Source organism: Salmonella sp. K21076, assembly GCF_039650795.1.
In the GTDB taxonomy this organism is placed as follows: domain Bacteria; phylum Pseudomonadota; class Gammaproteobacteria; order Enterobacterales; family Enterobacteriaceae; genus Salmonella; species Salmonella enterica.
In genome coordinates this window covers 37,707-50,235 of the sequence record NZ_JBCLYA010000051.1, presented here as the reverse complement: position 1 = coordinate 50,235, position 12,529 = coordinate 37,707, and the positions used below count along the sequence as shown (strand labels likewise).

Below are 12,529 nucleotides of genomic sequence, written 5' to 3'. Positions count from 1 at the left end.
AACGCTAACGCGTTTTGGCGAGCACTGCCCAGGTCCAAAATGGCAAGTAAAATAGCCCTAATGGGATAAGCTCTTATTCAACTCTTTATTTTTGTCCGGTAGTCGCGGGATATTGTGATAATGGTTTTTATAAGCGAAATACCCCAGCAAAACTAACAACTAACTGTTACACATTAGTTACAGTGCGACAAACGTTGTCATCATAGCTATCACAATGTTAATAAACTGTGAATTTACTCACAGATTGAAAACGGTTACATGCGGGGCGTAATCAGTTAGTGATCAGTACCGCATTCTGTCGCCACGCCACCGAATGGCGCCGTACCAGCGTCGGCATGAAGCAGTGCGTCGCCGTGATATCCAGCGTGCCTGCGGCCCCCTGTAACGCCAGCTCGGTCGCGATTTTCGCCATAGAAGCAATAGGATAGCGCACGGTAGTCAACTGAGGATCGGTATAACGAGCAATAGGGATATCATCGAAACCGATGACAGACAGATGCAAGGGAATGGCGATGCCGTTATCTTTTAACGCCGTCAGCGCGCCCGACGCCATGTTATCGTTATAGGCAAATACCGCCGTCAGTTGCAGATTGCGTCCCAGCAACTCAACCATTGCCGACTCGCCGCCCTGCATATCCGGCGTGCCGGTGCCAATCCAGCTCTCCGACGCAGCAACCCCCTGCTCTTGCAGCGCGTGTAACCACCCTTCTCTGCGCATCGCGTCATCTTCAATACGGTGGCTGAAGGCCAGGTAGCCGATGCGTTGATGTCCATTATTCAGCAACATTCGGGTCGCCATTCTGGCGCCGCTCACATTGTCGAGACAGACACAACGATGCGCATAACCCGGCACGATACGGTTAATCAGCACCATACCGGGGATCTGATCCATAAAGTCGCTCAGCTCGCGATCGGTTAAGGCTTTTGAGTGAACAATCAATGCGTTACAACGCTGACGGATCAAGACTTCAATCGCATGGCGCTCTTTTTCCGCCTCATGATAACTGTTGCCAATGAGAACATATTTCTGGTGCTGCTGCGCGACCAGATCTACGGCTTTCACCAGAGCGCCGAAAAAGGCATCGGAAACATCCATGACTACGACGCCGATGGTATCGCTCACCTGAGTGGCCAGCGCTTGCGCATTCGCATTTGGCCGATATCCCAGCAGGGTGACGGCCTGCATAACGGCGTCACGGGTGTCGGGACTGACCAACGCGCTGTTATTCAGTACGCGGGAAACGGTCGCTACAGACACGCCAGCCTGGCGCGCTACATCACGAATGGTGATCATATTCACTGCCCTGTTTGAGTTCAAAAATGCTCACAAATGCCCCGTTAGCAGGCGGCTATTTTGTCAGCACCCTGCCCAGGGCTGCGTGAGAAACATCACAGGGATGGAAACGGTTACAGCCATTTTGTTAATGAATGTGATCCAGATCGTTATCTGAGCGATCCTGACGCGCGCAACGTGAGTTGACGCCATAACCACTCGACCGGTCCCTGTCGCCAGAAACGTAGCCAGATGACGGAAAAGAGAAGGTTTATTGCCCATACCGGAACGACAAAGAACAAGAGTTCCAGTCGATTGAATTTCATAAATAAGCCAAACTGATAAAACAGCGTGGTACAGATGATCGTCTGCAGCAAATAATTGGTCAGCGCCATTCGCCCTACGCAGGCAATGGCAAGCGTCAGTCTGCATCGGCTAAGCTGCGGCCAGAAGCCAAACATCAGCGCGGCATAGCCCAGCGTTTGCAACGGCGCGCTCAGTTCGCGCGGCGCCTGCAATAAGAAGGCGCACCAGCGGTACGCCCAGTCCAGCCGCCATTGTAAAATGACCGCAGGCAGGTTGATCATTAGCCCTAACGCCACCAGCAGAACCCCGGTACGGCGATAGTGCCGCAGACTGTACTGGCCTTTCAGCCAGCCGCTACGCATTAGCGCGGCGCCCAGCAGTATCATACCTGCCAGTTGCCAGCCATACTGCGCGCCGAGCGCCAGTAAACTATTTGACAGCATCTCTGCCCGGTTGCTGATAGCCTCCATGCCGCCGTTCAGCTTCCAGTATTTTTCATACAATATTGCCGACGCATCCGGCGTCCAGGCGCGGCTGGTTTCGCTACTCGATACCACACCCAGCAGCAGTAGTACGCCAATCCCGACCAGATAAAGGAGTATGCCGGTATTGAACAGGCTTTTTACCGAAGGCGCGTCGCGTACCAGTCGCCAGCAAATTAATCCGACCAGACCGTAGGCCAGCAGAATGTCGCCGTCCCAAAAGAATAACGCATGGATAAAACCTAACAGTACCAATAGCGTTAAGCGCGACTGAATCCACTGTTTACCACGCGGAAGCAGCATTTGTAGCCCCGCGCCAAACAACAACGCGAACAGCGTAAGAAACTTAGCCTGCGCCACAATATCGAGAATCGCCCAGGACCAGGCGTCTTCGGGAACGATCGCGCCGTACCAGGCGGGATTGAGATAAGCCGCCTTCGGCAATCCAAAGGCGCTAATGTTAAGAAGCAGGATACCGAGGATAGCGACGCCACGTACAAAATCCAGCGTGACATTACGCTCCATCGTCTCCGCCTTAATCATGGATGATGGCGAACGGCACGCAGAAACTCCTGGCGCGTATTCTGGCTGGACTTAAACAATCCGCCCAGCGACGTCGTCGTCGTGGCGCTGGTTGCGTCACGAATACCGCGCGCTTTCACGCAGTAATGCACCGCATCAATCGATACCGCTACATTATTGGTGCCGAGCAAGGTTTGCAGCGCCGTCAGAATTTGTTGGGTCAAACGTTCCTGAACCTGCGGACGCTGGGCGAAGAATTGCACGATGCGGTTAATTTTCGACAGGCCGATCACGGAATCTTTGGGGATATACGCGACGGTCGCTTTGCCATCAATGGTCACGAAGTGATGTTCACAGGTGCTGGTCAGCGTGATATCGCGGACGGTGACCATTTCATCCACCTTCATTTTATTTTCAATGAGGGTAATTTTCGGGAAATTAGCATAGTCGAGGCCAGCAAAAATCTCGTCAACGTACATCTTAGCGATACGATGCGGCGTTTCCATCAGACTGTCATCGCTCAAATCGAGATTCAGCAACTGCATAATCTCAGTCATATGCCCTGCGATAAGGCTTTTTCGCGTTTCATTATCCAGTTCATCCATAGGCGGGCGCAGCGGCGTTTCCAGCCCCCGGGCAACCAGCGCGTCATGAACCAGGGCCGCTTCTTTACTGAGTGATGGCATTAATCGTGTTCTCCTGCAGGTGTGGCGCCTCTGCCCTGCATGGGGCAAAGTTTGTCAATATTGTGACAGTGTGATTATTGTGCGTGAGGTAGCGCACATAATCCAGTATTCACGCCCATAATTGTTGAAATTGTCGCTGCCTTTCATGACATCTTTTCCGGTGCGAGAATGCTGGCAGGACAAAGGGCATATTTGTTAACGCAACGTTATTTAAATGATGAAGCATGTTTATGTATTACGGAAGTGAAAGTTACTCACAACGCGGTGAATAATCTGTATTATGAAGAATCTGCATACCTTATCAGGTTCACTATAAAAGGAGCCCCCGCATGGAAATGCTCGAAGAGCACCGATGTTTTGGCGGCTGGCAGCAGCGCTGGCGTCATCATGCCGCCACGCTAAACTGCGCCATGACATTCAGCATTTTTCTTCCGCCGACTCAGGATAATGAACCGCCTCCGGTACTGTACTGGTTGTCCGGGTTGACCTGCAATGATGAGAATTTTACCACCAAAGCAGGCGCGCAGCGTATCGCAGCAGAACTGGGCATTGTATTGGTGATGCCGGATACCAGTCCACGCGGTGAACAGGTCGCCGACGATAGCGGATACGATTTAGGCCACGGCGCCGGGTTTTATCTCAATGCCACACAGCCGCCCTGGGCCAGCCATTATCGCATGTACGATTACCTGCGCGATGAGCTTCCGGCGCTTATCCAGACACAGTTTAACGTCAGCGACCGTTGCGCCATCAGCGGGCACTCGATGGGCGGCCACGGCGCGTTAATCATGGCGCTGAAAAATCCGGGCAAATACACCAGCATCTCTGCTTTTGCGCCCATCGTCAACCCCAGCCGCGTGCCGTGGGGAATCAAAGCGCTTACCGCTTATCTCGGCGAAGATGAATCAGCCTGGACTGAGTGGGATAGCTGCGAATTAATGCTGGCCAGCCAGCCGCAGGACGCCATTCCTGTGCTCATCGATCAGGGTGACAGCGATCAATTCCTCGCCGATCAGCTTCAGCCCGCCGTACTGGCGGAAGCCGCGCGGCAAACCGCCTGGCCGATGACGCTACGAATCCAGCCCGGTTACGATCATAGCTATTATTTTATTGCGTCCTTCATTGAGGACCATCTGCGCTTTCATGCCCGGTATTTACGGGACGAGCATGAGACGTCACCAACATAATGAATTTTCCAGCGCCGCGCTGTAGTTCACCTCCTCCGACTGCGGCGCGGAAGATTTATTATTTAAATCCGCGGCCTGCTGGCGTACCTGAAGGCGGCCGCTGCCCTCTCCGCCTTCATAACTTTCGTGAAAATTACGCAGTTCGGATTCAAACAGCACCGCATCAAGATTATGCAACTTATCCAGCGCCCGCAGGAGAGAAATTAGCGTATCAAGATTGAGCCCTCCCCCCTTCTCGATACGCTTGATGGTGGCAATGCCAACGTGCGCGCGATCGGCAAGCTGCTGCTGGGTCATCGCAAGAGACAGACGCGTCTCCTTTAAGCGGGCGCACAACGACAGGATAATCTCATCGTTATTCATCGTATTGTATTTCACGCTGTTACCCTCTCTTGCGCGGCTGAATTTTCCCCAGCGAACCATGATACGTTTCACGGTATTTAGCGCTCATGTCTTTACCGGTCTCGTACATCGCAGCAATGATCTCATCGAGCGAAATACAGGGTTCGCTTACGCGACTCATCGCCATCGTCGCCGCGTTTATCGCTTTCACGGCAGAGATGGCATTTCTCTCTATGCAGGGAATTTGTACCTGCCCGCCCAGCGGATCGCAGGTCAATCCCAGATGATGTTCCATGGCAATTTCAGCGGCGCTCAGCGTTTGCTCCACGGATGCACCCATCAGTTCAGCCAGGCCCGCCGCCGCCATTGAGCACGCCACGCCGATTTCCCCCTGACAGCCAACTTCAGATCCCAGAATAGAGGCGTTTTGTTTAAACAGCATCGCGATAGCGGCGGCGGTCAGGAAGAAACGGGTCAGAGCACCGGGCTCCAGCGGCGTGACAAATTTATCATACCAGCAGAGCGCTGCCGGAATGATGCCGCACGCGCCATTGGTTGGCGCGGTAACAATCTGTCCGCCGCTGGCATTTTCTTCGCTTACCGCAATCGCGAAGGCATTGACCCAGTTCAGCGCGGTTAAAAAATCGCTGGCGGAGCGGTTAGCCTGTAACGTCTTATGTAACGCACAGGCGCGCCGCGGTACCTGATAGGGACCGGGTAATACCCCCTCAGTATGCAGGCCGCGATAAACCGCCTGCTGCATCACGTCCCATATTTGCGCCAGATAATTCTGCAACGTCTGTGGCGAGTGGCGGCACAGCTCATTTTTCATCATCAGCGCCGCCACGGACAGGCCGTTACGCCGACACAGCGCCAGCAACTGCGCGGCATGACTAAATTCAAAGGGCGACACTGTACGCAAAGGAAGCGATGGCGTCAGCGGCTCGCCATGTTTACGAACCTGCCCGGCGCCGGTAGAAAACCAGGTCTCTTCATACACCGTAAAATAATCATCCCTGGCGCAAAACGTCATGGCATAAGGATGGCCTGGATGCGCCTGGTGATTGGCGATAATCTTGACTTTTATCGTGATTCCGCCCGCGTCAGAGAGCGGGAGTTCGATTTTGTTTTCATTTTCCGCACGCTTAATCACCGCCATATGCGAACGGAGATCGACATTCTCCGGCTGGCAACCCAGCAGCCCAAGATACAGGGCGGTATCCACATTGTGGCACTTGCGGCTTAACGATAACGCGCCATACAGCTCGATTTCAATTTCCCGAATTAGCGGCAACGTCTCTTGTTCTCTGAGCAATGAAATAAAGTGACAGGCGGCGCGCATCGGCCCTACGGTACGTGAGCTGGATGGACCTATTACTATTTTGAATATATCAAGGCAACTCTCCATCGTTATATCAATCCTTTCAGTCTCATTCGCGTTCAGTAATAAATAACATCCTCGCACAGTTGGCATATCAAAAGTGATACCTTTTGTGTCTGAACTTTACCTGGTATCAAAAACAACGCTTTTTTAGCCCTTTTCTGGCTGTGATATCTGTGATAGCACGAGATTCCACGCCGCAAAAGAGCCATTATAATACCCGTAAATTAAGGGAGTTATCATATGAGCATTATTTATTTTATTACTACACAGGATATCGATACGTTTCAGAAAAAATTACAGGAAACGTTATTTAATGCCGTCACCATGCCGTTTCCGCTATTATTTGATAAACGTTATGCCGCGCTTATCAATACCGCTTATTTAAAGCTTACGCTGCCAGCGGAATGTCTGACGCCTGAATTTTATCGCTATTTACGCGAACTCTCATTGCAATGGCAGTTTGATTTTTTTATTAAGCCGCAGCCACTGCCTGCTAACGGTATTATCGCGTTTGATATGGACTCGACATTTATTGCGGAAGAAGGCGTGGATGAAATTGCCCGCGAGCTTGGCATGTCGACGCAAATCACCGCCATTACCCAACAGGCGATGGAGGGCAAGCTTGATTTTAACGCCAGTTTTACCCGACGTATCGGAATGTTGAAAGGCACACCGAAAGCAGTGCTGAACGCCGTATGCGATCGCATGACCCTTTCGCCAGGCCTGTTAACTATTCTGCCAGTCATCAAGGCCAAAGGATTTAAAACCGCGATTATCTCCGGGGGACTGGATATATTCACCCAGCGTCTAAAAGCGCGGTATCAACTGGATTATGCCTTTTCGAATACGGTTGAAATACGCGATAACGTTCTGACGGATAACATTACCTTGCCGATTATGAACGCCGCAAACAAAAAACAGACGCTGGTTGACCTGGCTGCCCGGTTAAATATTGCCACGGAGAATATTATTGCCTGCGGTGATGGCGCCAACGATCTGCCGATGTTAGAACATGCTGGCACCGGTATTGCCTGGAAAGCGAAGCCGGTTGTACGGGAAAAAATCCACCATCAGATTAATTATCACGGTTTCGAATTGCTTCTTTTTCTTATTGAAGATGAATTATAACGCGACTCACCTCGCCGGAAGGGAATTTTAAAATGAGTATAAAAACATTTATTTTCAGCCAGCCCGATAAGCCGATTGTAAAAGAGAAAAAAGAGATAGACCAGACCTATAAAAAATTTCGTTTTGAGATTATCGCCTCGGTCTTTATCTCTTATGCCGTCTTTTATCTTACCCGTAAAAACTTCTCCGCCGCGATGCCGGCCATGCTGACGGAAACGTCGCTGACCGCAGAAGACTTCGCCATTATGTCTTCTATTTTTTACATTCTTTATGGCGCGATGAAGTTTGTCGGCGGGATGCTGGTCGATAAAATTAACCCGAAAGCCATGACCGGCCCGGTGCTGATTGGCGTGGGGATTGTAAATATTCTGTTCGGCTTTTCCGACAGCGTGGCGGCATTCTACGTGCTGTACAGTCTCAACGCGATATTACAGGGCACCAGCTTTCCGCCGATGGCGAAAATTATGGCCTCGTGGTTTTCGAAAAACGAACGGGGACGCTGGTGGGCTATCGTTGAAGCGGCGCACAATATCGGCGGCAGCCTCGCGCCGCTGCTGACCAGTTTTGCTATCGCCTTTAGCGGTAGCTGGAAAATGGGATTTTATGTTCCCGGCGCCATTTCGCTGCTGATGGGGATAGTGGCGCTATTTACCATTAAAGATCGTCCCGGTACGTTAGGTTTGCCCAACGTGGGGCAGTGGCGTAACGACCCGACGGAACTGGCCCAGGTCAAGGCCAGCCCGGTCAACCTGAGCTTCTGGCAGATTTTTGTGAAATATATCCTGACCAATCCACTGGTATGGATCATTATTATCGGTGATATGTCGGTTTATATTGCGCGCACTATTCTTAACGACTGGCCGCAGATTTACTATTCGCAGGTTCACGGCTGGAGTCTGATAAAAGCGAACTCGATTATTTCCTGATTTGAGGCGGGCGGACTGGCAGGTGGGTTGCTGGCAGGCTACTTGTCTGACTTTATGTTCAAAAGTAACCGCTGGATGACCGGGTTAATCTTCGCGTTAGCGCTGTGCATATGCATCGTGCTGGTGCCGCTGGTTCAGGATACCTCTTACACCCTCAGCGCGATTCTGTTCACCATCATGGGCTTCGCCTTATACGGACCGCATATGCTTTTTGCCGTCGGCTGTCTGGATGTGACCCATAAGGATGCGGCGGGATCGATTACCGGCTTTCGGGGATTGTTCAGCTATGTCGGCGCGGCAATGGCCGGTGTGCCGGTAATTATGGTGAAAAATAGCTGGGCGTGGTCGGGCGTTTATATCTATGCGTTAATCGCCATTCTGCTAACGACTCTGTCGCTGGCGCTGCTCTCCAGGCTGCATCGGTTATAACATTCTGGCGACAGCGGCAAAACGCGGCTGTCGCCAGTCTCTGTCAGAAACGGTAATCCACCGCCATAAAGTAACGACGTCCGTCTTCGGTATAACCGTAGTCGTCGCGTTTGAGATCTTTATCGCCCACGTTCAGAACGCCCGCACGCAGTTTAACGTTTTTCGTCGCCTGCCATGCCGCGCCGGTATCCCAGACCACGTACCCGCCCGGCGTTTTCGCCGTTGCGCTGTCGGCCCGCTTACGTCCGGTATAATTCCCTGATACGTAGAATGACCAGTCTTCAAGCTGCGCCGGTTTCCAGTCAAGCGTACCGTTCGCGGTGTGGAACGGCAGATCGGAAAGCGGCTTGTTCCCGCCATTACTGACATCGCGTCCGTCGTTATAGGTGTAATTCAACGACAGTTTCCACGCCTCGTTAAACGGAACTTTCAACTCGGTTTCCACACCCTGAATACGTGCTTTATTCACGTTGTAATAACGGAAGACCGGAACGCGCTGTCCCCGACTGTTGGTTTCGAAGCCGACAAAGTTGGAATAGCCGGGCGCGGCGTTAACGTCAGGGGTACGGCTAATGCTGATGCGATTGTCCACATCGTTACGGAACGTGGTAACGCTCGCTTCCACGCCCTCCAGTATGCCTTCTTCGCCCCGGTAATAAAGGCCGAGCTCCCAGCTTTCACTAGTTTCAGGTTTCAGATCCGGGCTACCGACAATGCGGCATCCGCCACGGCAGGAGTTGGTCGCCCAGTCCGGACTTAATTGCAATAGCGACGGCGCTTTAAAGGCCGTGGCCCACCCACCTTTCACCGTCAGGGTATCCGTTGCGTTATAGACCAGATAAGCACGCGGGCTCCAGTGATCGCCATAGGTTTCATGGTCATCCATACGAATACCGGTGGTCAGCGCCAGCGGTTCGAAGATGCGCCACTCATCTTCAAGGAACAGAGCGTACTGGCTGGCGGAGGTTTTAGTACTGGAACCGCCGGTCAGGCTCACCGCATCACTCAGTTTATCGTGACGCCATTCGCCGCCGAAGGTGAGGAACTGGTTGACAGACGCTAACGGCAGAACGTATTTCCCGTCAATCGAATTGCTTTCTGACGTGATAGGGCTACTGTTGCCGGGGTTTTTGTTTTCCACCTTTTCGCCGTAGAACTTGAGCTCGCTATTGCCGAGATCCCAACGTCCGTTATGGCTCAACGCGTAGTTTTGCCGTTCCAGTCGGTTTTTATCCAGCGAGTCGGAGTCCCGGTCCTGGCGATCAAAACCGTAGCCTGCGGTAACGTCATGATTTTCGTTTGGTGTCCAGGCAAACTCGACGTTTCCATCCCGGCTGGTAAATCCTTCAATGCGCGGCGTTTCACCCGTAGCGGTGGTGGCGGAACTCTGCTGCTCGTCTTTTTCGCGTTTCGCCAGGCTACCGTAGGCTTTCATTCCCAGCACGCCGTCGATCAGCGGACCGCTGGTAAAGAACTGACCGTTATAGGTATCGCCACGGTCGCGATGTTCCTGAATAGTGGAGTCAACCGTGACGCTGCCGTGCCATTTCTGACCAATTTTTTTGGTGATAATGTTGACCACGCCGCCCAGCGCATCGGAGCCATACAGCGAGGACATGGGGCCACGCACCACTTCAATGCGTTCGATAGCGTCAACCGGTATCCAGTTCAGATCAAAATCATTATGGCGGAAGACCGCGTTACGGGAGTTAACGCGCTTACCGTCGATCAGGATCAGCGTATAACTGCTGTCCAGACCACGAATACTCACGCCTTTACGGTTATCCCCTTCGTTAGTGAGCTGTACGCCCGGCACCTCTTTCAGGACATCTTTCAGGTTTTGCACGGGCCTGCGCTGTAAATCTTGCTGGGTAATGACGCTGATACTTGCTGGCGCATCTTTCAGATTTTGTTCGATGGCGGACGCGGTAACGACCATGGTTTCACCATCATCCGTTGCCGCGGCAACCGGCCAGGCCAACGTAACTGCGGACATACAAAGCCCTACCCGAACGAAAGGGTTAAACCTAAACATTCCATTTCTCCATGAGGTAAATACGACAAAAAAATCGGTTATCGCTCACAACGCATTACGTTTCGCCTGCGATAACGGTTATCACGGCGAACTCTTTTTATGCAGGCGAGTCGGGCTCATGAGTGACGGTCGCGCCCGAATCTTCATCCTTTCTGATTTCGAGCGTAACGATAAAGTAAACGATAATAATTATCAATTTAATTGTTAATAATTATGTCATTTGAACCAATCATAAAGAAAAAACAAAAAACCCTCTCGAATGAGAGGGTTAGAAGGGTCAGGTTCAGGCAGTCCGTGCCGGATGGCGGCATAAAGCCTTATCCGGCCTATGACGAGAATATTACGTTACTTTTTAACGCGTTCCGGGAAGTGCATTTCGCTATAGCGCACGAAATGCGTGCCTTTTATCAGCTTGTAGCCGAACCAGATAAGCAGGAACAGCGGAATACCGATATAGGTCGCCGCGACGCCGCCCCAGTCGATGGTATCTTTCAGGAACGCTTCATAGTTCTGCCCCAACGTAATAATCAGGCACAGTACAAAGGCGAAAATCGGCCCCAGCGGGAAGAACCCGGAACGGTACGGCAAATCATTCACATCATACCCTTGTAACACGTAACCGCGACGGAAGCGATAATGGCTAATGGCAATCCCCAGCCAGGCGATGAAGCCCGTCATACCGGAGGTGTTCAACAGCCACAGATAGACCGTCTGGTTGCCGAACATTGAGGTCAAAAAGCAAAGACCGGCAATCACGGTGGTGGCATAAAGCGCATTGCGCGGTACGCCGCCGCGGGACAATTTCGCAAAAATACGCGGGGCCTTACCGTCACAGGCCAGGGTGTAGAGCATACGGGTCGAGGCATACATCCCGGAGTTACCCGCAGACAGTACCGCCGTCAGGATAACCGCATTCATTATCGCCGCCGCAGACAACAAGCCCGCATGCTGGAACACTAAGGTAAACGGACTGACGCTAATGTCTTTGACGTCGTTACGCAGCAGGTTTGGATCGGTATAAGGAATGATCAGGCTGATAATCAAAATCGCGAAAACATAAAACAGCAGAATACGCCAGAACACCTGACGCACCGCGCGCGGAATATTCTTCTCCGGGTTTTCAGATTCCCCGGCGGCAATACCAATCAGCTCAGTTCCCTGGAAAGAGAAGCCCACGATCATCGCGACGCCAATCATTGCCGCAAAACCGCCAGCGAAAGGCGCATCGCCCGTCGTCCAGTTGCTCCAGCCGACCGGCTCGACACCTTTAAAGATGCCGATAATCATCGCTACGCCAACGATGATGAAGATAATAACGGTCGCGACTTTAATTAACGAGAACCAGTACTCCGCCTCGCCAAAACCGCGTACAGAAATGTAGTTCAGCAAGAAAATGACGCAGAGGAATAGCGCGCTCCAGATCCAGCCCGGCGTGTCCGGGAACCACCAGCCCATCACCAATTGTGCGGCAACCAGGTCAACAGCGATAGTCACCGCCCAGTTGTACCAGTAGTTCCAGCCCAGCGCGAAACCAAAGCCTTCTTCCACATAGTTCTGACCATATGTCGCAAACGAGCCAGATACCGGCATATAGGCCGCCAGCTCGCCAAGACTGGTCATCAGGAAGTAGACCATCAAACCAATCAGAATATAAGAAAACAGCGCGCCGCCTGGCCCCGCCAGAGAAATTGTCGCACCAGATGCAACGAAAAGACCTGTCCCGATGGAGCCGCCAATGGCAATCATCGTCAGGTGACGCGCCTTTAATTCGCGACGTAGCGCGGGCGCTTCTGTGGTTTTAGTTTTGGAACCCATGTGAAAATGCTATC

Annotated in this window: 9 protein-coding genes and 1 pseudogene; 3 read left to right on the top strand and 7 right to left on the bottom strand. The window is 52.2% G+C overall.

From position 1 onward, the window contains the following. Nucleotides 1–271 precede the first annotated feature (271 nt). From galS to folE, 3 genes are all read right to left on the bottom strand, one after another. A complete protein-coding gene (gene galS, locus AAYN39_RS20990) occupies nt 272–1,294 on the bottom strand; it encodes an HTH-type transcriptional regulator GalS (protein WP_000628627.1) in 1,023 nt (340 codons plus the stop codon). Between the two features lie 149 nt (nt 1,295–1,443). After that, nucleotides 1,444–2,586: a DUF418 domain-containing protein YeiB gene (gene yeiB, locus AAYN39_RS20985; protein WP_001765111.1), complete on the bottom strand. Its 1,143-nt coding sequence runs from the start codon at nt 2,584–2,586 to the stop codon at nt 1,444–1,446. Between the two features lie 14 nt (nt 2,587–2,600). Continuing rightward, entirely contained in the window at nt 2,601–3,269 is a 669-nt protein-coding gene (gene folE, locus AAYN39_RS20980; RefSeq protein WP_001139611.1) for a GTP cyclohydrolase I FolE, read from the bottom strand. A 329-nt stretch (nt 3,270–3,598) separates the two neighbouring features. Here folE and fghA point away from each other — a divergent pair, with 329 nt between their 5' ends. After that, a complete protein-coding gene (fghA, locus tag AAYN39_RS20975) occupies nt 3,599–4,456 on the top strand; it encodes an S-formylglutathione hydrolase (RefSeq protein ID WP_000425481.1) in 858 nt (285 codons plus the stop codon). Here the strand turns inward: fghA and AAYN39_RS20970 are convergent. Beyond that, nucleotides 4,445–4,834, bottom strand: a complete 390-nt coding sequence (locus AAYN39_RS20970; RefSeq protein WP_000876815.1) for a helix-turn-helix transcriptional regulator — start codon at nt 4,832–4,834, stop codon at nt 4,445–4,447. The two genes, fghA and AAYN39_RS20970, sit on opposite strands and share 12 nt — an antisense overlap. A gap of 4 nt (nt 4,835–4,838) precedes the next feature. Next, nucleotides 4,839–6,206 carry an L-serine ammonia-lyase gene (locus tag AAYN39_RS20965; RefSeq protein ID WP_000443204.1) on the bottom strand — a complete coding sequence of 456 codons (1,368 nt, stop codon included), beginning with the start codon at nt 6,204–6,206 and terminating at the stop codon, nt 4,839–4,841. 216 nt (nt 6,207–6,422) lie between these two features. On the opposite strand from AAYN39_RS20965, the gene serB reads away from it, so the two are divergent. Both serB and AAYN39_RS20955 read left to right on the top strand, forming a co-directional pair. Beyond that, a complete protein-coding gene (gene serB / locus AAYN39_RS20960) occupies nt 6,423–7,310 on the top strand; it encodes a phosphoserine phosphatase SerB (RefSeq protein WP_000022911.1) in 888 nt (295 codons plus the stop codon). 32 nt (nt 7,311–7,342) lie between these two features. Continuing rightward, nucleotides 7,343–8,665, top strand: a pseudogene (locus AAYN39_RS20955) (MFS transporter). Nucleotides 8,666–8,708: 43 nt separating this feature from the next. Here AAYN39_RS20955 and cirA read toward each other — a convergent pair. Both cirA and lysP read right to left on the bottom strand, forming a co-directional pair. After that, nucleotides 8,709–10,700, bottom strand: a complete 1,992-nt coding sequence (cirA, locus tag AAYN39_RS20950; RefSeq protein WP_000488257.1) for a catecholate siderophore receptor CirA — start codon at nt 10,698–10,700, stop codon at nt 8,709–8,711. Nucleotides 10,701–11,045: 345 nt separating this feature from the next. Then, complete coding sequence (gene lysP / locus AAYN39_RS20945; RefSeq protein ID WP_000534995.1) at nt 11,046–12,515, bottom strand: lysine-specific permease; 1,470 nt, start codon at nt 12,513–12,515, stop codon at nt 11,046–11,048. Between the last annotated feature and the right edge of the window lie 14 nt (nt 12,516–12,529).

Coding starts and splice junctions, on each gene's coding strand:
- yeiB (WP_001765111.1), bottom strand. CDS start 2,586: ATGGAGCGTAATGTCACGCTGGATTTTGTACGTGGCGTCGCTATCCTC.
- serB (WP_000022911.1), top strand. CDS start 6,423: ATGAGCATTATTTATTTTATTACTACACAGGATATCGATACGTTTCAG.
- folE (WP_001139611.1), bottom strand. CDS start 3,269: ATGCCATCACTCAGTAAAGAAGCGGCCCTGGTTCATGACGCGCTGGTT.
- lysP (WP_000534995.1), bottom strand. CDS start 12,515: ATGGGTTCCAAAACTAAAACCACAGAAGCGCCCGCGCTACGTCGCGAA.
- cirA (WP_000488257.1), bottom strand. CDS start 10,700: ATGTTTAGGTTTAACCCTTTCGTTCGGGTAGGGCTTTGTATGTCCGCA.
- AAYN39_RS20965 (WP_000443204.1), bottom strand. CDS start 6,206: ATGGAGAGTTGCCTTGATATATTCAAAATAGTAATAGGTCCATCCAGC.
- galS (WP_000628627.1), bottom strand. CDS start 1,294: ATGATCACCATTCGTGATGTAGCGCGCCAGGCTGGCGTGTCTGTAGCG.
- fghA (WP_000425481.1), top strand. CDS start 3,599: ATGGAAATGCTCGAAGAGCACCGATGTTTTGGCGGCTGGCAGCAGCGC.